The sequence below is a fragment of the Simiaoa sunii genome (assembly GCF_014337175.1).
Classification (GTDB): Bacteria; Bacillota; Clostridia; order Lachnospirales; family Lachnospiraceae; genus Acetatifactor; species Acetatifactor intestinalis.
Map to the genome: position 1 here is coordinate 3,525,642 of NZ_CP060633.1, position 22,436 is coordinate 3,548,077.

Below are 22,436 nucleotides of genomic sequence, written 5' to 3' on the forward strand. Positions count from 1 at the left end.
GCGCAGCTCAAAATGTCATTAATTTGTTTCTTGTAGTGAAAAGAGAACAGCGCAATCCACAGCATCCTCATAATAGCTGCCGGTGGCTACATCCACAAACACGCCGGTCCGGGGGTTGCCGTTGGCTTTCATAAAGATGACCTCGATGGTATGGGTTCTGCTGACATTCTCAAAGGTGTAGGACTTCGCCGCACCAATGCTCTTGCCGTCAATCTTGACGTTGGCGACAGCATAGCCCTTATCCGGAGTGATGGTGAAAGTCTGATCTCTGCCCTCACGGACGCTAGCATTGCCGGAGGGAGAAATGGAGCCGCCAGCCCCGGCAGTTGCCTTGATGGTGTAGTAGCTGTAGCCGCTGCCGCCGCCACTGCCTTCATTGCCGCCTGTGCCGCTATTGCCTTCATTGCCGCCTGTGCCGCTATTGCGCAGAATCGTCAGCGTGTAGGTTTTAGCACCGATTCTCACGACAATGTCGGTTGTGCCGCTGTTGGGGATGGCAACGGTTGCGCTGCCGCCGGTGGACAGAGCCTGCCCGTTGATGCTCACGGGCTCGCCGTTTCCAGACACCGCTGTGACTAGCGTAGATGTTGCTCCGCTATCATTTTGCAGCGTATAGGTATAATTCGTTCCGTTGGCAGTAAAATCGCCGAGCTCCACTGCCAGACCTTCAAAGGTCAGAAGGTCATTACCGGGCACTGCGGCTCGCACCACTACGCGGGTGCCAAGCCGGGAGAAGGTGACGGTTTCCGTCTGGAAGGTTTCCCCGGAGATGGCACCGCCAATACTGGTCTTTTTCGTTTCCAGAACGGTCCCGGCAGCATCCAGCAGCGTGGCCACCAGCTCTGCGCTAGTCTGAGACTGCAGGCAGTTGTTGCGCAGAGTAATGGCGGCGGTGCTGTGATTGTTGCCGTCGTTCCCCTGTGTCACATCCATCGTCAGCTGCTCTCCGGTGCGAGCCAGTGCGCCGGTCATATGGACGCTGGCCTCGCTGTCACTGCCGTTATACTCCGGCAGTCGCTGATTGCTTCCCGTTCCACCGATCAGGCCTTCCGCCCACGCCTCGGCGTACAGATAGGTACCCACATTGGGGATCTCGGTTTTGCCAATGGATGTCATATACTTGCCCAGATCATAGGTCAGGTCCAGTGTAAAGGTTCCCTGATCAATGCGGGTGAGGGCGCTGTCTTCGGAAATGGTGATTTCATTACCGCTAACCGATACGCCGTTTGTGGTGCAGGCTACCTCTGCAGGTTCGGTATGCAGATCATCCGCATAGAACGCAAGCTTCACCTCGCGGTTCTTTCCGCCAGCCAGCGTGGCGGCAGAGGAATTATAGAGGGTCATGCGCACCGTGCGCTTGCCGGCGCTCTCCGCAATCACTTCCATTTGCGAGATGCCAATGTCGGGATAATCCAGATACACTGTGCCGTTTTCGTGGATGCCGCCAGCGGCGGTGATGGTATAGCCCGGGTCGGTCACGAGGTTCCCCACATGGTGCCAGACGGTAAGGGTGGTGCTTTCATTGGGCAGCAGTGTTTCCGTAAGGGTGGCGGTTTCCCCGCTGCCAAGGCTGACCGTTAGGTTTGTCACATCGTTCAGCCCGGTGTTGCGGATGGTAAAGCGAATGGGTGTCAGGCTGTTCAACGCCAGCGTTGCATAATCCACACCGATCTGTTCCACTGCCACCGCATCGGTGATAAAATCAGAGGTAGCGGTATAGAGGATCGTTTCCTCACCCGGAACGGTCACGCCGCCGATTACCTCCTGGTGTTCATCGTCATACCGGGTGGCCTGAATGGCGACCTGCACCTGATTGGTGCCGCTGACATAGGCATCAAAGTGGTCAGCCAGCGTGCGATCCGGCAGCTCTGCCAGTTCCAATGGTGCGGACAGAGTGTAGGGATTTGTGGCATAGCGCAGCTTGGCCGCCTTCAAAATGCCGTGATCTACCGCGCCGTCGGTGTTATTGACAGTCTCATTCCAGACGATGGTAAGATCATTGCGGCTGCGATGATCCCCGCTGAGGGAAGCGAAGCGGAAGTCTCCGCCCACGACGGCGTTGCCGCTACTGGTCAGGGCAGACAGAGAGCCGGGGAAACTGTTGGACATGGTGCCGCTACCGTCCACAGCCAACAGCTGGATATCGCTACTGCCATCTCGGACACTGTGCCAACCGATGACAAATCGGTCATCCCCGCTGCCGAAGTTGGCTGCAACGACCTGGGGGTTTTCGTCAAGATTGCTGTCACAGGTCGCCAGCATGGCTGTACCGGGAGTTCCGTCAGCAGCCACGGTACAATAGGCGATCTCGTAGGCGGAGGTATCTCCGGTTCCGCTGCGGTCCAGCGAGTAAACCGCCATAGCGGTTCCGTCGGGCAGCATGGCCGCCTGCAACGCCTTCACGCTGCCAGTAGCACCGTTATAAAGCATTTTTGCCTTGCTCCAGGTGCCGTTAGTGCTGTCATAGCAACTGTACATGATACAATCTCTGGTCGTGAAGTTCAGCAGGTTGTTGCTGCCCTGCGTACCGGGATCGGGGGTGTAGACGCTGCGCCAGAACACGATGGCTTTGCCGTCACCGCCCACTGCCGTGGCTGGGGCCAGATCCGGCGTGCCGTCGTTGGTTAGGCGGGTGGATGTCCAGGTTGAGCCGTTATAGACGGACACTACGATCTCCGTGCTGTTCATCAGTAGGTTTTGCTCTTCCAATGTCACGGCATCACCGGCATTTTTACCCGGCAGGTCGGTGCCCATGCGAACCCAAGCCGCCGCCGCGAAGCTACCAGTGCCGGACAAAGAAACGCTCGTGTCGCCGTAGCCGGGGAACCCTGTGGGAGCGACAATTTCACTGGAGGGAGTATAGACGCCGCCATTGAGGGTGGAGAAATGCGCCCGGCTATCGTAAATACTGCTGCTGTTGCCGTCGTTGATGTAGGTCAATACTTTCCCGTCATCGCTGAGCTGTGGATAGGATGTGGGGTTGGCATTGGTCTGGATGTTTTTCAGCCCACTGGTGGAGTTCAGAGAGAACAGCATCATCCGCTGCTGGGGCTGGCCCCAGGTACGGGCATATTGCTCCAGATAGTCCCGGCTTTGGAGCGTTGCACTGCCAGAAGCCACCTGCATTCCGCTCTGGGCCGCCGCCATCCGCAGCGAGGCAAGGCTCAGCCCACTGGTGGCGCTATTCCAGTAGTCGTCGATTGTTTTCCAGTCATTAAAAGTCCTGGTGGCTCCAAGGGTTCCGGAGGCGATCACCGCCTCGTAGGAGATAAACAGGAAGGTTGCCACAAATTTGATCCCCACTTCGCTTTGGATCCCCAGGGCCTGACCGTTGATCTGGCGCTTTGTCTCGTCGGCAAGATAGGTGCGGGAAAGGAACTTATTCTGACTGTCCACATCCAAATTGCCGAATAGGCCGATCTTCAGCGCCACGACCGAATAGTCAAAGCCAATACCGCCAAACGCGTGGACATAGGCGTTGATACGCAGCGTGGTCAAAAAGTCATTCACTGCCGTGGCCGTGGGATCGCTCCAGGCAAGCTCTGTACCCTCGCCCTGCCGTCCGTAGCGCACTGCGGTACGGAAATCCAGCTGAATGGCACCACCCAGCTCAAAGGTTGCTGTCAACGGCACGGGGCCAGCCATGGCGTTCACGCTGAAGGAGAAGCCCACACCAACGCCGGCGGTAAATCCTCCGCCTACGGTGAAAACCTCCCACTCCTTTTTTTCGGTGTTATAGCGGATTTCCGCTTCGTAAAAGCCCTCCAACTGCAAGTTGAGATCCGTGCTGGTGACATTGTCGGCTATGGAGTTGGTTTTGTAGTCCCCCTTGGGATCATAGGTGCCCTGGGCCATCTGGCTCAGGTCCCCGGTCCCGGGCACACCCACTTCCAGATTCTGCGTCAGCACATTCGCACCCAACGCCACGCCGTCCTCGGAATAATCCATGTCCTCCATCTCCAGCGTATTGTACCCGGCCCAAATCATGGCACGGAACACGGAGGGATCTTCGCTGGGGGTGATAATCATTTTGAACACGGAAGTGTCCACCGGACCGCTCAGATCATCCAGCCGTCCGGTCAGCACCTTGAGAATGTTACTATCGCCCACTCCGCCAAAGTCGACTTGATTCACTCCACTGGAGGATCCCATCGTCGCCAGAATACCGGTGACGCGGTCATCCTCTGTCACCTTGGGCACTCGGGTCAGATCAACGACCCGGAAGGGCATTATTTTCTCCTGTAGCAGGCTGCCGTTCAGGCTCAGCTGCGTTTTCATACCCACATCCTTGCCGTCAGCGATCCATCCAGAGGTGGTCATGGTGGCCTCGGTGAGGGTCAGATCGTTTTCCGCTACGGGGATGGATGAGAAGGGATACTGCTTGGTACTGCTGCTCTGGGCGGCAGGAAGAATGCCGTATTCGTCCGCCAGCTTGAGACTGTAATTCCGCGCGTTGGCAATATCCTCGCCCCAGAGGAACATGGTGGTGTGCAGGCTTGCTGTTTTAAAGCTGCTGTTAGGGCCAATCTTCCCAGTCGAGCTGCGGACATCCACCTTCTGACCGTTGGCAAGACCGTAATCAACGCTTTGCGCCACAATGAAGGGTTTGTTTTCCTCCCCCGCCGGCACGCGCTCCAGAGAGACAACGCCCTCTGCGGTGCGCATTACATCGTCTACGCCCAGCTTGCCGTTGACGGTCAGCAGCAGCGGATAGTACTTGTCGCCGTCAATTGCGCTGATCTCCAGAATGTACTCCAGCTGATCCAGAGCAGAAAGCGCCGTGGCGTTGCTCTCGCCCTTTTCGGCCGACCAGAACTGGGTGGAATCCAGATAGACGGTTATATTTCCCGCCGCATCCGTGGTATAGGTGTCGCCGGTGATGCCGCTGACAAGTGCTCCTGCCCTGGAGCCCAGCAGAGCTGTCTGGCAGTAGCCTCCGTTTTTATAAACGCCGCCACGAACGGTCACCGTCTTGTTCGCCAGCGGATCGCCGCCCGGCGTGATGAGCGTCACAGATGCCCGGGCAACTCGCCGAAGGCTGAAGGTATTCAAGGGATAAAGCTGCAGTTTTGTGGCATCCCGCTCGCCGGAACGCAGATTTTCTTTATAGATGGTGCCCAGATAAATATCCGCGCCGGAGCCGGACCGCAGAGACACCTCACTGGCGATTCCGTTGGGTTCGTAAAGCGCCAGCACGCCTTCACTGTTGGTCGTGACCGTTTTGGGCACACCTTTGCCGTCGGTGTATTGCAGCGTAGTTTCCGCTGCAGGCGTCAGCTGGAAGAGATAGAACTTATTTTGCAGTGTTTTCGCTGTCACCCGTACGGCGGCACTCATGCCCGTGGCGGCATGGGTAGCCATGACGGTTGCGGTGCCGTTGGCCAAGCCGGACAGCGCCATTTTGGTTTCGGGAAGGTAGGAATCAAAGGAGAAGTTTCTGATGTCCTCATACAGTCCGCCCTGCTTGTAGTTGACGGAAATGGCATTGTTGTTGCTGGAGAGCCACCGGATGCCGTCTTTAAAGGAGTTCCATCCGTACTCGTCATAGTTGATGCCTATGTACTCGATCAGCCCCAACTCCTGGCGCAGCTGCAAAATTTCAGCTGTAACGGTGGGCAGGCTGCCGCTGACCTTGGAGGTATTGTCCATGGTCAGCTTAGAAATCGTGTCTCCTTTGTCGTTCTGCACCTTCAGTGCGTCGGCATCGTAGACATACAGGGGGAAGGAGTCGGTGCTGGGAGATTCCTCACCAGGATTCTCCACGCTCAAAACCACTTGATAGGTGTCCTTCAGATTGCCGGCTTGCACACTCTGTAATGACAGGGGGAAGCTCCCGGAGGTGCCGGATAGGCGCTCACTGTCCACCACTTTGGTGGTGTTGTCCTCTGTGACCCGGGTGATGGTCAGCGTAGGCTGCAAAGGGGCGCCGTCAGTGGTGTTTTCCACCGACCAGTCGATATTGACGGCACCGTCGGTATCCTTGAGGTAAATGCTCTGGGGCGGTGTCAGCTTGGCTGTGGCAGGTGGTGCCTGCACGATGATCCAGGCAAGTGCCGACAGGCGGACGTCCTCACCGCCGGCGTTGGGGTGCGGCATGGAAACCAATACCGTGTAGGCAGGGGTATTGCCGTTGGAGAGCTTGGAGAGCACATTCTCCTCGATCCGCACGCTGTTTTTATCCTTGCCGGCGGTATAAGTCGCAACGGGCTTGCGGCCGCTCAGCGCCGCCTCATTCGCGTAGTTGCCCTCATACAGATCAATCCTGTAATTGAACTCTTTGTTCGGCGCCATCAGCGTGGCGTTGGAGCTCCACAGCACGGTGGCGGGCTGATTTACCCGCGTCACGATGGACGCGCCGCCGGGAATCACCAGTGCCAGGGAATCGCCTGCCGTCACGTTATAGGGCTTTGACTTGCCCGTCACATCATCGGCAGTGTCCTCAGTCCCGTTGTCCGCCGTAAAGGTAAAGGTGACGGTTCCCACCTTGGTTCCTGTGGTGGCAACAACGCCGGTATCCTCGTTGATGGTGGCAATGAGCGTGTCACTGCTGCTCCATTTACCGGTGGTGTAGCTGGCCTGCTCATCGTTTTCCCCAAAAACCTCTGCCTTAAGCGTGGGGCGGGCGGTTTTGCCGAGGGAAATCGTATAGTCGGCGGAATCCGCTTCCGGGACGACCTTCACCGTGTGCGCGGAAACTTTCTTTGCCACCGTGAACTGCCGGGTCAGGGGAAGAACATTCACCCAGTCAGGATCGGCTTTCGTGCCCTCGTTGGCCTGCAGCGTCACCGTGTAGGTGCGGTCCAAAGCAGAGGGTGCGATTGCGTAGTCGCTAATGGTGAAGGCTTCCTTCTCTGTGTCCAGATAGACCTGCAGATGGATTGGTTCAACCGCAGAGTCGTACCTCAGCTCGAGGCGGAACGGGGCTTCCTTCGGGTCTGTGCCTGCCGGGATGTGATAATTGCTGTATACGGTCTTGTAGACCTGCTCCATGTTGGCGTTCATCGTGAACGATGCCTTGCCGTCGGCGTAGTCGGCGGTCAGTGCGGTGGGAGCGTTACGCATCAAGACGCTCTTCAGATCAACGTCGGTAATCGAGTTGCTTGGATAGAGTGAGGTATCCAGCGTATGACCGAAAACATCTTCCACACCGGTCATACCATTGACGGTGACCGTGGTGTCATCCGCATCCTGCACTGGGTACCAGAGCATTGCCGTGACGCCGTAGTTGTTCATGGAAAGCTCAGCGGCGCTATACACTTTGCCATTGATGGTCACGGTGGCGTTTCTAAGATCCACGAACTCGTTAAAGGTAACTGTGATGGGCACGTGTTGTCCGCTGGCATAGATTCCCGCCGGGGCCGTGACGCTTTGAATGGTGGGATTGTCCGTGTCCACCAGCTTGGCGGAGACGTTGCTGGTCGTGGCGGTGGTGGTGGAATTTGGGGTATCTCTATTTACATTCTTCAGATACAGTTCGAAGGGCAGATAGTACTGCTGATCCCCTCTGTTTTGCGTGGTAGACTGCAGGGAGATGCTGACCGTACTGCCCTTGTTAATCGTACATTCCTCCGTTCTCTTTCTGTCGCCGCTGAGCGTCAGAGCTGTTCCATCGAGCTTGTACTCCGTCAGACAGAACGGGGCATATGGTTGTGGGGTTATAGAATTATAATTGCCATACGGCGCAGGGCCAGTATAGGCAGCTGCGTCGGTACTCCAGTCAAACTTGATGCTGGCGTCGATTTGGTATGGCTGATAAAATGGGTCGGAGTCGACGGGAAGCACCGAGTTGCGGGCACCCTCCAAAATTCCGATGGTATCGCTTAGCGCAACGAAGTCCGGATTGTTGGCACCGGTGGCTGCAAGGTATTCATTTGCCAGCAAAGGAATAAACAAATCATCATATAATACGGTTGTATTTTCGAGTTTTTCAACATAACTCGGCGCGGTCATTGATGTTTGTATTGTGGGGGCGTCAACCGTCTTTTTTAGCTTGAGCTGACAGTGGTCGGCATAACCGGCGCCGTCATAGAACACCAGATTTTCCGCATCGTAAAATTCAATCATCCCCAGCAGGTCACCATAGGAATAAGAATTATCGTGCCAGGCTTGGGTACTTCCTTTGGTTGTAACTTTGACAGTGATTTTACAACCACCTAAACTGAAAGTCGAGCCTACGTCATAGGTCAGCTTGTAGGACCCGTCGCCTTTGGCGACCCCACTCGTCTCGCCTATCGAGACCTCCACATCGGTGATATAATCGCTGAGCTGGCCTTTTTGAATGCGGTAGGAAAAGCCGACCGGTTTTCCGCCGTATACAGTAAAAGTCCCGGAGCTCCAGCTGTTGGTTGCGAGATCCCCCAGCGTTTGGCTCATCATGCCGCTCATATCCACCGTCTCAACGCCCACAGGCGCTGTGGCAGAGGCGGAATACTGCAAACTGATGCCCTGCAGCTCCAGCTGCTCCATCAGGCTATTGAGATTCTCCAGTGCTTCCCCGGTAAACTCCCTGCCGGAGAAATAGGTGTCCTTGATCCGCTGCAGCTCCTGTTCGATTTGGATCATGGTCTTCAAATCGCCCAGCGCCACCGGAGTCCCATCCACGTCGGCTATACGGGTGAGATCCGTGACGGGATTTTCCAGCAGCTCCATGACAGCCGCCAGTGTTAACACCTGACCGTCCAGCGTGATGGTTTGATCCACCTTGAAATTGCCGTCTTCATCCAGCAGCCCCAAAGCGTTCAGCATGGAAAGCACCTGGTCGCTGCTATCGCCGGTCGAGGCGGAGAGCTGCTCCAAAATCGCCTGATTTTCCTCGGGTGTGTTGCCCAGCGAATCGCTCACCGCTGCAAACGCCGTAGTTGGCAGCATCGTGAGCGTCATGCACAGGCTCAGCAGCGCCGCTAAAAATCTTTTCTTCATGTTTCCTCATCCTCCTTGGTTTGTTCCTGCTGTTTATTGTTTTTTCTCAATCGTGTGCAAAACACGGTAACGACCACCGCCTGCGTCAGCGCCGCGCACAGCAGCATACACGCTGCGGAGAGGCTTATTGCCTCGCGCCGCTGCCTCCGGCGGGTGTTTTCCCGCACCCGCTGCTTGACGAGTGCGACTCGTTTTGCGGTATCGTACATTTCGTTTGAACCTTCTCTCTGGATTTTTTGAAATGCGGCTTAAAAACCCCTTCATTTATATAGGTACAAAAAATCGAAAAAACTCTCACCCAAAATGCAAATTTTTTCAAAAAAATTGAGAGCCGCCAAAAAGCAGCTCTCAAGGAGTGGATATTCGGTTATTTTCTCCGTGATAATCGGAAGGTGGACAATCTTCCCGCTGCCACCAGCAGCACCGGCAGGGCGTAGGCGATGTACTGCGCAACACCGCCGTAGGCGATGAGCAGATTGTAGATGGCGTGTAGGGTGATGGTCGCGCCCAGCAGCCCGCAGGTGCCCGCAATCTTCAGCCACGTCCGCCGCCATGTGTATGCAAGCCCGCCGCCCACGATCAGTCCGCAGAGGACGTGCATGGCTCCCGTGCCGAAGCCCCGGAAGAAGATGAAGGAGAAGCGGTCTGTGCCGTTCTGGATCAGATAGCAGACGTTTTCAAAGGTGGCGAAGGCGAGGGCGACTGTTATTGCGGCTACCTTGATTTTATTGCCCTCCGGCTCAAACTTAATTCTTTCATCTATTTCTCCGTATGAAAATGGCGGGTGTCTTACCCGCCATTTGGTGGACCCGGGTCTTGCGACCAGCCCAAATATTAATGTGCATATGCACACCAGATTCTTATCTGTGTTTATATTATATGCGATAGTAACCAATGTTACAACTATTTTTCGCTCAAATTTAAAATTTTTTAATACTCACAAATACTCTAAAACAAAAGACATACAATCATTAAGTAAACTTATCATCTTATATTTACAAATGTTCCCAGCGGGAATCGAACCCACAACTAGTGCTTAGGAGTTCAAGTCACTACAGAAAATCTATGTTTTTCTTGGTCAACATAAGTCAAGCAACAACTTGATTTTACTGACTTTCCTGTAAATCCATGTCAAAATAAGAAAACTGAAAATCATCCAAGTTAAGCACCTCTCGCTGACAAATGAGTGACACTGTCACCCTGAGGGTTCAACCATTCCGTTCCTGCGAATTCATATTTATGGCTACCATTCTCACTGAATATGCGGTAATGATAACACTGTTTTCTTATTAGATTATCTATATTATAACGTGTGTGAGGTCGGATGTCGATTGTTTTTTGACCATTATTTACTCCGCATTACACGTACTCTCTTCTATGTTATAAAATCAAGCATCTTCTGCATATACACCATCTCCATAATATAGAAAAGAGGAGTCCCCGCAGGTTCTCCCCCAGTCGCAGGCCTCACAGGTTTCTGCAACGCGATCACTGTATTTGCAGTTTATTCCGCAATGGGAATGGGTTTTCGGTCTCCATCCCGACCACTGGAACAGGTTTAAGGTCTCTGTTCCGACCTTATATACATCTTTTATATTTTAATTATGCAAGATAACTTTAGAATCTGCAACAAGTTGTTGCTAAATTAACTGCTTATTTATGAACTCAATTCCGTTACCAGTGAAGAATATCTTTTTGTCCGGTTCTTTATATCCTCTTCACTGACACCATAATAACAATATAAATCTCTGGCTATTTTCTTAAACCTTTTTATGACCGACTTATTTCCAGAGTAAGATATTCCAAATATATTCCAGGTATAATCTACCTCTATTTCCATTAAATCCTCACCAATTTTTATTTCATATAAATGAAAATCCATGGGAATTACATTATCAGGCATTTGGTCAATCAATTTATTTCTAATTTCCATTTCATTCAAAAAAATTTTAACAGATTCTTCATTATGAAAATCTGGTTTTGGAATATCCTTCCTTTGGCCCAAAAGTTCTGGTTTATGCTGCATAATCAAACTAGCTTTTAGATTTTTCTGTCGTTCTATCCAATTTGTTGCGGCAGGATTGATTTCCACTAAATCATAATGAACCTTTGCGTATTGCACCACTTCCGCAAGGGTATGCGGGTTGGCCGCTATTCTCTTTTCTATCCTTTTTCGTCTGGATTGATAGATAGCATTTCGGATTCTAATCTTTAGAGATTGCTTTTGAGCTTCTCCAAATATAAAAACACTTGTGGGACCATCTTCACCATTTATTATGGAAACTTGATTGATACTTTTATTTTTCATAAGTGCCCTCTTGATTATACAGGTGGTTGTTGCGTGTTCTTCGTTCCTCTTTGGATAACTTTTGACGCAACCTCTTTTCCAAGTTCTCAAACTGGCGGATTTTCTTCTTTCCATCCTCAATCTCGGCTGTCCCTTGTAGGTGTCAATCAAAATTATTTTTCTTGGTCTGCGTCAACCGTTCCAGCACCGTCATCAGTATATAGCTCGGCTGGAATTGAATTGACAGCAAGTTGTTTTTCTGGCGGTATCGAATTATACCACTCAAGCCATTCAAGGGTTTCTTCGGATAAGTCCGATTTGTTAAATAACTGTCCTTCAAATTCAACCGTTTCATTTTCAGCATCTTCCATATGACTATATAAGAAATATTTACCATCAATTAAAACCACAATATTATTTTCATATTGATATACTTTAGCACCTACAATATCGTCATTGGCTTGGAAATTCTCTTTTGGCTCTTGCGATGAGCTAACTTTGCTTTCGATTTCCCCTAAATAAGTGAACTGGCTTTCTTTATCTGTAAAATCGAGTTGACTATCCGTATATTGATACAACTTGTTATTTACATAAACCATAGGAGCCAAATCTCCAGAAATAGGGGGATTAGAGCCATTAAGTAAACGCGGAATTGTAACTACGCAAATTATAAGGCAAAGACAGGCTGCCATAATTCCCCACTTTATCCATATAGGCTTTTTCATTTTCGTTTTGTAGTTGAGTGCTTCATCAACATATTTTGTATCAAGCTCGCTCATAGCGTCAGAAAATTTCTTTGCGTTCATACGAATACCTCTCTTTCAATCAAGTATTGCTTCATTTTCTCGCGGATACGGGTCAGCCGGACAGAAATATTTTTTTCTGAAAGCCCTACAAACTCGGCTATGTCCTTGTAGCTGTCGGAAAACCAATAGCGGCGCATAAAGATAACGCGGTTTTCGATAGTCAGCGTGTCTAAAAAAGACTCAATGATACAGGCTAACTCTCTGACCTCGATTTCTTCTTCAATGTTTTTCTGGTCTGCAATACAGGCTTCAATTTCCTCCAAAGCAATCGTGTAATGACTGCTTCGTTTGGCTGCTTCCTTTCTCCAATAGATTTTGAGCGAAATATTCCGAACGATTTTCAAAAGATACGACAACAATGGGTTAGGTCGTGCTGGTGGAATGGCGTTCCATGCACCTAAATAAGCGTCGTTTACACATTCCTCCGCGTCCTGTCTGCTCCCTACTATATGGTAGGAAAGATTGTGACAGGCTTTTCCGTATTTTATGTCCAGTTCCCGTATGCCCTGTTCCGAACGCTCAAAAAACATTTCTATGATTTTTTCATCGTCTATCATCACACCGCCTCCTTTCCGGCTTCACTCATATACTACGGTTTCAGCGGCAAACACTACATCTAATCCGAAACTTTTTTCAAAAAATTACCATTTTGCTTTATTATAAAATACATAATCGCAGAACATGCAACTCCTACAGGATATGTTATTGTCATAGATAACAATATCATATGACAAGCCTGATGTGTCCACAAACATCTCTGCCTTGAAATCGAATCTTGTTCTGTTTTATCAGTAGCATTGGCAGACTTTTGTACCAGTTTCTTAATCTCACTCACAAATTCAAACTGCGTTTTCGTACTTTTTCCTTTCGACGGAATATAAGACCAGTTTGTTTCTCCATTATTACCAGAAGTAATTAACTGTTGCTTGCAAATTAACAATTTCATTGTCTGCATCATGCATACAAATCCACGCATGTATCCATTCGCCTTCTATCTTTCTTTATTCTAATTACATTTCCTGTTATTCCACCAGTTTCCCAAGCACCACATGATTATATTGGCAACTCACAATCTTTTAACCAAAACCGTAGCTCCATAACAGTCACAGCAATTTTATATTTTACTTCGATTTCAACTTTTTCTGGTGGATTGGCTAAAAGCCTGTCAATATCTTTTTCCTCAACACCAGCCATTTTTGCTATCGTTAGCTTGGATATGCCATGATAGGAAACAAGCACTTCCAAAAAACCGCTTAGTTGCCTATCCTTATCTTCAATCGCTCCAAAATACAGAAATCCTGCTTTACTAAGTATTTTAAGACGCAATGCAGGATCATCTGGCAGACATTCCACATTTCCCTTTGCTACTCCATCTACTGTTTCTTCAGTTATTTCTAAATATTTTGAAAGAGTATTTTTATTAAAACGATACTCCTCATTTAAAGAAGTCAACATTTCTGAAATATTTTTTGTTTTTATCATATTTGTGCCCTAACACATTGTTTCTTTACTCTATCAACAATTTATCCAGCAACATCTGCCTATTGTTTATAAACATTTCTGTCACTTGATAACTCTCTGTTTCTTCATATTCACATAAATGTATGCTTCCATTATCAAAACAATAGATATCTGCATCTGGTATGCCTAACAGAATAGGCGAATGTGTAACTATAAAAAATTGTGCTCCCTCTTTTGCACATCTATATATTTGTATTAACAATGTAAGCTGTCTCTGAGGTGATAATGCAGCTTCCGGTTCATCAAAAAGATACAGACCATTTGGCTGCAAATTGTTCTGCGCTAACGCGAGAAAACTCTCTCCATGTGACCTTTCATGATATTTAGCAGAAGGATGCGCAAAATCTGCATATTCTTCTTCCTGCGTTGCAACATTATAAAAACTTTCGGCTCTAAGAAAATATCCCCATTTTTCCTTCCGATAGCCTTTTGAAATTCTTATCGCATCACATAATTCTGAATGTGTATCATGCGTAGAAAAAACATAATTCTTTGTTCCACCCTCAGGATTAAAACCATGTGCTACGGCAAGTGCCTCCAATAAAGTGGATTTACCACTGCCATTTTCTCCGACAAAAAAAGTAACCGGTTTGTTGAAATCAAGTTTTTTAACACCCCCAAAAGCCTCAATTCTCTTTAAATAACTATCGTTATCAATTCTATCCCAATCGAATGTTACTCCTTGTATAAATTGATTATTCATTTCATTACCTTTGCTTTATTTTTTTATCTGAATTGTACCGTCTGCCATGAAAAACTGTACGTTTAACTCAGACATAATATCTTTGTGCTGCGTCTGTTTATATGCTAAAATTTCCCGGATATCGCTTGCGTAATCCTGATAGGTCAGATTCCCTCCCGAATATTTAATAGGTCATCCAATGCTTTCGGCAGACCATGTCCCTCCTATTTACCATTGCATCTACCCATTTATCACATTCATTCCTTTTGAAATGCTTTCAACTTTCACCGAATCCTCAAATGTGACTGTCATCTGTGTATCGTAAGTTTTCCATTCAAACTGCGACCAGCTTACACCGTTACCGGTATGCTCATAAGCCTTGATTGCATCGTTATATTGCTTTTTTTATCGGATAAAATAACTTGTTCTCCCAGCCCCATATCATCACACTCGTTTACAACCCCAAAGTCATTTTCCTTGCGCTCCATAAATCCTATGATTGAAAAAATCAATCCTAAAACCATATGATTCTTCTGTCAATCAGAACCAATCTGCTTTCTCCTATCGGAGTCCAAGCATACACACTCTTGCAATATAACGTATCATCAGCTCCGAGCCTGTGCTTTCTGTATATTATCTGACCAATACTTATTGCTGAAAAAATTCCCATTTCTAGGCAAATTTCTGAACATATCCATAAGAATATCATATGACAAGCCTGATGTGTCCACAAACATCTCTTTCCCATCTTTAGATTTAACTGCAATTCCGTTATCACCCACATACGCTACTGTATTGTCATCTAATTTCTGTATTAATCCCGTCATTTCCCCAAATTTCTTTAGAGGGAACTCCCCGGATTCTTCACAAAGTTTTCGGAACTTTTCTGCATCCTCACCTACCATATACGGATATTTTCCGTCTCTAATATACCATGAAATTCCCGTTTCTGAATCCGTGTATTTAGGATCCGTTAATGCCCATTCTTTCAAAGGAACACCCTGGTACCATGCTGTCATTTTTTCACTGGAATCATTGCTTATTTCTGGTTCTTCATTTTGAATTTCTTTCTCAGCAATTTCATCCTGCTCCTGTTTATCTACTCTATATGACGCGTTATATTTTAATGCCTCATAGATTTCTTGAACATTTGCATATTTGTTAACTGCTGCACCACCCGGTACCTCTAATACTTCCTTTTGTTGAAAAGTATGTGACTGGTTATATTTTGAACCAGGTTTTCTTCCTGCATAAATATTGTTATTTACAGCGGTATTTACCATATTTACCATATTTATAATCCCTCCATTCTCTACTGCGTTATATTCATTCCAGTAAATGGAATAAAATTTTTCTTGGAAATTCTGCCGGAGTCATTTCATATTTCCAGCCGATACTGGTATTCAGCAATATATTAACACCCCGACTCTGAATTTGAACACCATAACCATCTAATGTTAAAATAGTTAAATTTAATGTTCCGCCTTTTGTCAGTGCAATCTGCTTGTCTGCAAGATTCCGATTTTTTCTCTGTCTGTTCCAAAAAATATTATATTTCTAAAATACAGAATATCATTGTCTGTTCATACTATTAGTTTCATACTTACTGCTTGCATTTAGATAAGTATTCATATTTCGCATATAAAACATCTGCAAATCATACCTTCCTAATTTATTCATATCCCGAATAACCTTTTCAAAGCTGGATATAAGGTCGCATCTGTCATTTAATCCCATACACCCGGTTTCTGGTGGAAAAGAACTGAGACTATTTCCCCTATCGACGTTATAATATGCCTCCAAAGCACTCATTTCGACATAAGAAGCATTTCTCAAATCAATATCGTTAATATTAATTTTTTCTTCAAATTCTTTTCCATTTTCGTCAATCCCTTTGGCTATCACTACAGGATTATCCTCCGTTGACTCTTCTGCATACTTAATATAAAACGAAAGACCTGTTCCATTTCCACCTGAAAACAACATATCATCCGTCTTTAAATACACTTTTACCGATGTCTGAGAAAATTCCTCATTTCCGACAGCAGATGTTTTGCTATTGTTTTGTCGCTTTCCAAATACTTCCGGTGCACTTTGCACTCCCGAACCAATACGCATTTAATTACCTCCTAGTATAATATTATATATCGATTATTATAAGTTGATATAGTCAGTAAAGTCCTCAATTATCAATTGTACTTTTTATTATGTTTTCATTAAAAGTATTGGCAATATTTTCATAAGCAGCTATGGCAACCGCCCTATCTACTTCCGATAATACATTAACAGCCGATATATTATCATCAAAAGCCGCATCTTTTTTACTCTTTTGCATATTAATCTCTTCTATCTGTCTGCGCTTTTCTGCCGCCTCCTCACTGCGCTCTAAATATTGTCTACGCCGTTTAGCCTTCTCTTCATCTTCAGCTTTCATTTGCGCCTCTATCTTTGCTTTTTTTTCTGGTGAAACATCTCCACAAACATAATAGTGTGCAGTTCCATCCGGGTGAATAACCATACCATAAGATTGAATCTCAAACCCCCCGACTGCCATCTGCGCCTTCACAGTTGACTGCGAAGCAAAAAAATCCTGTATCATCTTTTCGTAATAAGCTGCTTTTTTGGGATCATTTGCCATTGTTTCCAAAACATTGGGTGCAATCACAATATTATTCATCCCATATGTCCCCGTCCCCAATGAATCCATACTCTTTTGATCACTTCCAACATTTTGGATCATTATATTCCCATATTTAGCCTTTAAATATTCAGTGTAGGTATCTACTTTTGAAACACTATTTTCATTTGGCTTCTGTACTTTCTCTGTATTATCACCCTCTTTAGCAGATAAAATCTTATTGAAATCTAAATGATTGGCTTGCCCTGTCGTCTTATTCTGTTGATACCTATAATTCTGATTATAAGCATTAACTGAATTTTCAACGCCTAATCCCATATTAACTCCTTTCCACGGTTCTTCTGTCAGTCAGAACCGTACCTGCTCTCTCCATCCGAAGCCCAAGCAGTAACCTTTAATTGATTTATTGGAGTAAGATAACCCTTTTGGAGTTATCTTACTCCTTTTGTTTTGCCATTACGATAATCACAACCGCAACACTCCACAAAATATTTCATTATTCTGACCTAGTTTCCCCTTTTCTTCGGTCTTTTCGGCTAGTGATAAATCGCTGAACACTCTGCCGTCCTGCCAAGAACTGTTTTTTCCACTTCATTCCGGGCAATTCTCTCCACTACTTTCAATACCTTGATTGTAATCTTTTCTGCTTTCTTCATCTTACCTTTACCTCCTGATGCTGTATCATAATACTTTTCTGAAACTGTACTCATACATATCCGAATACATGTTATCATGCGGTTGTGGCGTCAGCCTTCTATCCAATGCCGCCATATCCACCGTAAAACCACTGTCTGCCACAGAAAAAGCACCATTACTGAATTTAAACTCCGAAGTGAAGTCTGGAATCCCCAGATCACCGCTTGTCCTATTATGTCCTATAATATTTATCAATGCATCCTTTATCCGCTCTATCTTGGCATTGTCTTTTGTTTTGTTGATCAGATTAGCGGCTTTTTCCGGCAACCCGCCAATTTTTCCGTCCGGTGTCAGATAAAGGTTCTCCAGAGAAATATCTTCTCCCGTAACCCCTTTTAAGTAACGCCTGACTTCCTGCACATCCGTGGCATACTGATAGGTATTAGACGACAGATTTCCCACACTGTCAGCAATTCCTGTGTAATACTGATACATCCGGTCACTGTACTTTTCTTCTACCAGTTTCTGAACCTGTTCCCGGACTTCTTTATCTTCGATACCGCTCACTGTTACATTCCCATTGCTTTCAATCTTTATCTGCATTCCATCCAGCTCATCACGTGAGATACCTTTGCTTTCCAGATCCTTTACAAAATCCTCGGAAAAATCATGTTTCAGTTCCGCCTTCTGCTGTGCTTTCTCAAAATCTTTCAGGTTGGCAAAAATTTTCACATACTCCATTTCCACATCATCCAGTGTCTTTCCTTCTGCCATGTCCTGCAACAATTCATCCACTGTGCGTCCGCCTTTGTATTTCTTTTCTTCCGGCAGACTTTCAAACTGCTTCTGGTGGAGTTTATCCATTTCTTTTGTATAATTTTTCTCTGTATCCATCAGGACTTCATTATATTTGTCGAGGTATTCCCTCCAATTTTCATCTTTCCGGCTGTATGCACCGTGAAGGTTCCCGAATGCCGCCCTTATGGCATCGGTCTTTTCCTGTTCTTTATTTTCAGAAACCTTGAAACTGATTTTATAATAATCATCCGGGGAAACTTCTTCCCCATTTTTGTTTTCTATCTTGATACAATATTTATTGGTATTTGTATCCCAGTTCGGGATGGTCAGTGTTTTACGTCCTTCTCCGTCCCATTCTGCCTTTCCGACCTGATTGCCATATTCATCATATAAGGTGAGGTCATAATCACAGCCTTCCGGCATGTCCATGTATATTTGAACCCCAAAATAATTCTGTATGGTTCGATTAAATGGAATGGAAAAGTTGTAGAAATCCACATCCTTTTTATCACTGAGATTTCCTTTCAGACTGCTGGTTTCGTCCTTAATCAGAAAATCCAGATCCAGAAACGTACTTCCCTTCTTCTTGTCCGAAACCTCATAAGTGGTATGCTGTCTGCGATAAGTGTCATTGCTGCCAAGTGTACAGGAATCTTCCTGAAGTGTCATATTTTTCTTCAGTTTTCCTTCAAAAAATGCCACTGTTTCCTTTCCAGACATGAAAAAAATCGGTTTTTGACGAAATGCTGCCCCATATGTAGAACCAGTATTGTTTATTTCCATTTCTATTTTCTTCTCCCCAATGATCTATTACAGTTCTGGCACTTACATACGCAGAAGCAAGTACATGAACAAGAAGCATATGCCATAAATGTTCCTTTTTCAGTCTTTGTTTTCTTCCCTAATTTCATATGGAACTCCTCCTATCTCAATATCATTTTTGCATCATGCATAAAATTATTCTCCTATTTTGGATGCCAACACTGTATAAAATTCTTTTTCCTGTTGCAGATATGCTGTCCTTTCCTCTGTCATTCGGAATCTATTCACTCTCCATAACGGTCCAAGTGATCTATTACTTTTATGACCATCTATACCAAGTTCCGCTATTCAAAAGCTGTGACATACTTTCTTCATATCTTTTCACTGCTTTCTGCTGAATGGAACTAGGCACCACATAATCGTTACCAACTTCACTTATTTTCCCATTTACCAGTTCGCAATGTGTCCCGTTTATCACAAATTCTCTGCTTGTATCCACTCCCTGTGACGCAAGAAAATCTAAAATATAATCGGTGTATGTATCTGTCATACTTGAAAAATACTGCTGATCCGCAAAATGTATCAGGGAGCTCAGACCACCTATCATCATATTGCATCTTTCATCATCTGCCTTGCTTCCGTTTCCATAGCCCTCGCCCCAGACAAAATCTTCCTGTACCGTCATGCTGTATCCATTTCCAAGATTAAATCTGCTTCCAACCCCAATCGTGATACTGTTTGTACTGGGATCATATGGTTTGTACCCTCTGGTTTTAAATGGCTGCTGTACGGTTCCAAAGGTTTGAATCTCGGATGGGAGATATGACATACCCGTAATTGCCGTAAACGCTTTCTGCCCATTCACATAAAAGGAAGTATGGGTTGCACTGTCTATATCCGCTGTAATCTCGACTTTCTCATCATTGGCAAAAGGATTCTGTCCGGTCATTCCGGTTCCATATGCAAACAGCATTCTTGTAAACTGATATCTTGTATGCTCATCAAAATGATTCAGTGTCTCTGTATCTTCTCCCTTTACATCTCCATTGCAAAAATCAACAAATTCATTTTTACTGCCATCCTTTGTAGATAGCTTACCTGTTTTTGTGTTATAAACAAAATTATAAGAACTTCCTACGCCTGTTATACCCATTGCATTTCCTCCATTGCATTTTTTCGTTGATATTCCTCTGTCATTCGGAATTTGCAATCACTTTCCTTATATGGTCCAAGTGATTTATAAATATATAAGTAACCATATTATCTCCTACCTTATATAAGTCTCATAACAACTGCCAACATTCTCTTATAACATTATAACTCAGTATCTTTGCTCCTCTTGCTGCCACATAAGCTCTTGACTTCCCAATTTGTTTAAATCTTCTATGCTTTTTTTGAACATTGCGATAAAATCTCTTCTGTCGTTAAGTCCCATATTACCAGCTTCAAGCGGCAGAGACGTGAAACCTCCCTGCTTCTCCACTTTGTAATGTGCCTCCAATGCACGCATTTCGACTACTGTAGCATTTGATGGATTAACATCATTGATATAAATTCTTTGCTCAAACTCTTTCCCGTTTTCATCCACACCTTTCGCTAACACCACTGGATTTTCATCCGTCGAATCATCCGCATATTTAAGGCAATAAGAAAGACCTGTACCATTACCTCCTGTCCACAACATATTATCTGTTGTGAATATCTGGTATACCTTTGGTGTTTCAGCCGTATAAAATGTCTTTTCCGCAGATGCAGGTGCTTTCATATAATTACTTTTTTGTTGACCGTACAATGAAGATACGGTATTCAGACCAGAACCAATGTTCATATTTTTGTTCCTCCAATCAGCTCAAAATTTTCTCTTTTTAATTATTCAAATATACCTGATATGTTAAATTTTAGTATCAAGCGTTGCCTGTGCAGGAGATTTCCCCGACTCTGCCAATTCTCTTGTAACACTATCTAATGCACCATCTTTAATTGGCTTACCAATTTCCCAGTTAGGATCAGCCTTTTTTGCGGCATCATAAAATGCCTGTCTGTAAATTCTCTCATATTTTTCAAGGGTGTACCCGGCAGCCAATCTGTCCTTTTTCTGCATTTTGCGGTACAAATTGTTATATACCTCGGAACGTTTTGTTGTATCTCCATTGTGGACACCGTTTTCACGCAGGAACTCTTTTTTTGTCAGTTCATACATTTCTTCTTTGCTACTATCCGGAATTGATATGATCCTTTTTCTCGAACTTTCATTTTCATCTGTCACTAAAAGTCCTGCCAGTCCATTTACAGGGTTGATATAATCTCCATCCTTGTCATAATGACTCATCAGATTTTTTATTCCCTGAATATTGCCATACATTGCACCATTTCCAGCAGACATCATTTGTTTTACTGCGGCTTTATATTGTTTGCTGTTTGTGTTAATCCCGGCAGCTTTTAACTTGGACTGAACAGAACTGCTGTTCAACTGGGACAACTGAAAACTGCCTATTGCATTTACTCCTGATGTCCCAAATGATTTTTGAAACAAAAAAGCATAATCCGTTATTTTTGACATAAAAAATCCTCCCATATTAAACCTGTTATCTTACCTATATCCTTACGCTTTCCTATCAAAAGACGTTTTCTCTTCCAAATAGTTCGGCAGTTCTTTCAATTCTGAGCTTTGGGCATTCTTTTGCGTATGGTATTCATTGAAGTAAATTCCGTAAAATTCTCTTTCCTTTTCCCGCTCAGCCGGAGTTCTTTCGCATCCCCATCCATAACTATCTCCCAGATAGGTCAACACTTTTGTTCCTTGATAAGAAATGTCGGCACCATATCCTTCGCCTGTCAGAATCGGACATTCCAGTGTGCCTCCTCCCGCCAGAGCAAACTTCTTTTGCGCAAGGTTGTTATTTTTCCCCTCTGCCCTCTCCAGAAAATCGAGCAATGATAATTCTCCGATTCCTTTGCATTTCGGATTACCATTTTGACTTTTTACCGCATTTTTAGCCTGCTGATATAATGCCTTTCTGTCAGGGGATACATCGGATATGTATTCTGCACATAACCTTGTTCTCTGCCTGTGAATAGATTCTAATTCCGTTTTACTCGTAGTGTTGGCAGCTCTCTGAGCCAGTTCCTTAATCTCAGAGACAAACTCTGCCTGTGACTTATTGCTTTTCCCTGCACTTGGAATCATAGACCAATCAGGTTCTCCACTTCTCAGCGATACACTATATTTTGTAATAGCAGAACTCGTTGCATTTGAAATCGATATTCCCATGAATTCACCTCATATTTTCTACCTTCTCTGCATATATTTTAACCTCTATATATACTTATCCATTTATCATATTCATTCTTTAAAATTCTCATAACATACTTATTTCCTCTATTTTT

The 22,436-nt window shown here is 45.6% G+C and carries 20 protein-coding genes; all 20 read right to left on the reverse strand.

Annotated elements, in window-relative coordinates; translation table 11 throughout:
- Positions 1-18 precede the first annotated feature (18 nt).
- The 20 genes from H9Q77_RS16360 to H9Q77_RS16455 all read right to left on the reverse strand — a co-directional run bounded on the left by H9Q77_RS16360 (position 19) and on the right by H9Q77_RS16455 (position 22,320).
- Entirely contained in the window at positions 19-8,919 is an 8,901-nt protein-coding gene (locus tag H9Q77_RS16360; protein WP_249326275.1) for a cell wall anchor protein, read from the reverse strand.
- On the reverse strand, positions 8,916-9,128 hold the full coding sequence (locus H9Q77_RS16365; RefSeq protein WP_118552132.1) for a hypothetical protein: 213 nt from the start codon (positions 9,126-9,128) through the stop codon (positions 8,916-8,918). The genes H9Q77_RS16360 and H9Q77_RS16365 overlap by 4 nt, the downstream gene beginning before the upstream one ends.
- 158 nt (positions 9,129-9,286) lie before the next feature.
- Positions 9,287-9,814, reverse strand: a complete 528-nt coding sequence (locus H9Q77_RS16370) for a PrsW family glutamic-type intramembrane protease (protein WP_242993482.1) — start codon at positions 9,812-9,814, stop codon at positions 9,287-9,289.
- A 762-nt stretch (positions 9,815-10,576) separates the two neighbouring features.
- Positions 10,577-11,227, reverse strand: coding sequence for a hypothetical protein (locus H9Q77_RS16375; protein WP_117568903.1), 651 nt, complete (start codon positions 11,225-11,227; stop codon positions 10,577-10,579).
- A 152-nt stretch (positions 11,228-11,379) separates the two neighbouring features.
- Positions 11,380-12,012, reverse strand: a complete 633-nt coding sequence (locus H9Q77_RS16385) for a hypothetical protein (protein ID WP_014080623.1) — start codon at positions 12,010-12,012, stop codon at positions 11,380-11,382.
- Positions 12,009-12,569 (reverse strand): RNA polymerase sigma factor, encoded by a 561-nt coding sequence (locus tag H9Q77_RS16390; protein WP_014080624.1) that lies wholly within the window; start codon positions 12,567-12,569, stop codon positions 12,009-12,011. The genes H9Q77_RS16385 and H9Q77_RS16390 overlap by 4 nt, the downstream gene beginning before the upstream one ends.
- 59 nt (positions 12,570-12,628) lie before the next feature.
- Positions 12,629-12,988 (reverse strand): hypothetical protein, encoded by a 360-nt coding sequence (locus tag H9Q77_RS16395; RefSeq protein WP_117465410.1) that lies wholly within the window; start codon positions 12,986-12,988, stop codon positions 12,629-12,631.
- A 77-nt stretch (positions 12,989-13,065) separates the two neighbouring features.
- The gene (locus H9Q77_RS16400; protein ID WP_117465411.1) at positions 13,066-13,494 is read right to left on the reverse strand and encodes an HTH domain-containing protein; all 429 of its coding nucleotides are present in this window, start codon (positions 13,492-13,494) and stop codon (positions 13,066-13,068) included.
- 25 nt (positions 13,495-13,519) lie between these two features.
- Positions 13,520-14,236, reverse strand: coding sequence for an AAA family ATPase (locus H9Q77_RS16405; RefSeq protein WP_117465412.1), 717 nt, complete (start codon positions 14,234-14,236; stop codon positions 13,520-13,522).
- 329 nt (positions 14,237-14,565) lie between these two features.
- Positions 14,566-14,739, reverse strand: a complete 174-nt coding sequence (locus H9Q77_RS16410; RefSeq protein WP_181968633.1) for a hypothetical protein — start codon at positions 14,737-14,739, stop codon at positions 14,566-14,568.
- Between the two features lie 81 nt (positions 14,740-14,820).
- On the reverse strand, positions 14,821-15,507 hold the full coding sequence (locus H9Q77_RS16415; protein WP_117465447.1) for an H-NS histone family protein: 687 nt from the start codon (positions 15,505-15,507) through the stop codon (positions 14,821-14,823).
- Between the two features lie 280 nt (positions 15,508-15,787).
- Complete coding sequence (locus H9Q77_RS16420) at positions 15,788-16,333, reverse strand: hypothetical protein (protein WP_117465413.1); 546 nt, start codon at positions 16,331-16,333, stop codon at positions 15,788-15,790.
- 64 nt (positions 16,334-16,397) lie between these two features.
- Positions 16,398-17,171: a DUF6033 family protein gene (locus H9Q77_RS16425; RefSeq protein WP_118542376.1), complete on the reverse strand. Its 774-nt coding sequence runs from the start codon at positions 17,169-17,171 to the stop codon at positions 16,398-16,400.
- A gap of 218 nt (positions 17,172-17,389) precedes the next feature.
- Positions 17,390-17,509, reverse strand: coding sequence for a hypothetical protein (locus H9Q77_RS16880; protein ID WP_015517458.1), 120 nt, complete (start codon positions 17,507-17,509; stop codon positions 17,390-17,392).
- A 25-nt stretch (positions 17,510-17,534) separates the two neighbouring features.
- Entirely contained in the window at positions 17,535-18,989 is a 1,455-nt protein-coding gene (locus tag H9Q77_RS16435; RefSeq protein ID WP_249326276.1) for a hypothetical protein, read from the reverse strand.
- Positions 18,990-19,072: 83 nt separating this feature from the next.
- A complete protein-coding gene (locus H9Q77_RS16990) occupies positions 19,073-19,198 on the reverse strand; it encodes a CLI_3235 family bacteriocin precursor (protein WP_082241399.1) in 126 nt (41 codons plus the stop codon).
- A gap of 170 nt (positions 19,199-19,368) precedes the next feature.
- Positions 19,369-20,202, reverse strand: coding sequence for a hypothetical protein (locus tag H9Q77_RS16440; RefSeq protein WP_117465416.1), 834 nt, complete (start codon positions 20,200-20,202; stop codon positions 19,369-19,371).
- Between the two features lie 168 nt (positions 20,203-20,370).
- Positions 20,371-20,877: a hypothetical protein gene (locus H9Q77_RS16445; protein WP_117465417.1), complete on the reverse strand. Its 507-nt coding sequence runs from the start codon at positions 20,875-20,877 to the stop codon at positions 20,371-20,373.
- A gap of 63 nt (positions 20,878-20,940) precedes the next feature.
- Positions 20,941-21,609, reverse strand: a complete 669-nt coding sequence (locus tag H9Q77_RS16450; RefSeq protein WP_117465418.1) for a DUF3879 family protein — start codon at positions 21,607-21,609, stop codon at positions 20,941-20,943.
- Between the two features lie 42 nt (positions 21,610-21,651).
- Complete coding sequence (locus H9Q77_RS16455; RefSeq protein ID WP_117465419.1) at positions 21,652-22,320, reverse strand: hypothetical protein; 669 nt, start codon at positions 22,318-22,320, stop codon at positions 21,652-21,654.
- Positions 22,321-22,436 lie beyond the last annotated feature (116 nt).

Bases quoted from the DNA above. Each gene is read 5' to 3' on its own strand.
- H9Q77_RS16360 (WP_249326275.1), bottom strand. From the start codon at position 8,919: ATGAAGAAAAGATTTTTAGCGGCGCTGCTGAGCCTGTGCATGACGCTC.
- H9Q77_RS16365 (WP_118552132.1), bottom strand. From the start codon at position 9,128: ATGTACGATACCGCAAAACGAGTCGCACTCGTCAAGCAGCGGGTGCGG.
- H9Q77_RS16375 (WP_117568903.1), bottom strand. From the start codon at position 11,227: ATGAAAAATAAAAGTATCAATCAAGTTTCCATAATAAATGGTGAAGAT.
- H9Q77_RS16385 (WP_014080623.1), bottom strand. From the start codon at position 12,012: ATGAACGCAAAGAAATTTTCTGACGCTATGAGCGAGCTTGATACAAAA.
- H9Q77_RS16390 (WP_014080624.1), bottom strand. From the start codon at position 12,569: ATGATAGACGATGAAAAAATCATAGAAATGTTTTTTGAGCGTTCGGAA.
- H9Q77_RS16395 (WP_117465410.1), bottom strand. From the start codon at position 12,988: ATGCGTGGATTTGTATGCATGATGCAGACAATGAAATTGTTAATTTGC.
- H9Q77_RS16400 (WP_117465411.1), bottom strand. From the start codon at position 13,494: ATGATAAAAACAAAAAATATTTCAGAAATGTTGACTTCTTTAAATGAG.
- H9Q77_RS16405 (WP_117465412.1), bottom strand. From the start codon at position 14,236: ATGAATAATCAATTTATACAAGGAGTAACATTCGATTGGGATAGAATT.
- H9Q77_RS16410 (WP_181968633.1), bottom strand. From the start codon at position 14,739: ATGGTTTTAGGATTGATTTTTTCAATCATAGGATTTATGGAGCGCAAG.
- H9Q77_RS16415 (WP_117465447.1), bottom strand. From the start codon at position 15,507: ATGGTAAATATGGTAAATACCGCTGTAAATAACAATATTTATGCAGGA.
- H9Q77_RS16420 (WP_117465413.1), bottom strand. From the start codon at position 16,333: ATGCGTATTGGTTCGGGAGTGCAAAGTGCACCGGAAGTATTTGGAAAG.
- H9Q77_RS16425 (WP_118542376.1), bottom strand. From the start codon at position 17,171: ATGGGATTAGGCGTTGAAAATTCAGTTAATGCTTATAATCAGAATTAT.
- H9Q77_RS16880 (WP_015517458.1), bottom strand. From the start codon at position 17,509: ATGAAGAAAGCAGAAAAGATTACAATCAAGGTATTGAAAGTAGTGGAG.
- H9Q77_RS16990 (WP_082241399.1), bottom strand. From the start codon at position 19,198: ATGAAATTAGGGAAGAAAACAAAGACTGAAAAAGGAACATTTATGGCA.
- H9Q77_RS16440 (WP_117465416.1), bottom strand. From the start codon at position 20,202: ATGGGTATAACAGGCGTAGGAAGTTCTTATAATTTTGTTTATAACACA.
- H9Q77_RS16445 (WP_117465417.1), bottom strand. From the start codon at position 20,877: ATGAACATTGGTTCTGGTCTGAATACCGTATCTTCATTGTACGGTCAA.
- H9Q77_RS16450 (WP_117465418.1), bottom strand. From the start codon at position 21,609: ATGTCAAAAATAACGGATTATGCTTTTTTGTTTCAAAAATCATTTGGG.
- H9Q77_RS16455 (WP_117465419.1), bottom strand. From the start codon at position 22,320: ATGGGAATATCGATTTCAAATGCAACGAGTTCTGCTATTACAAAATAT.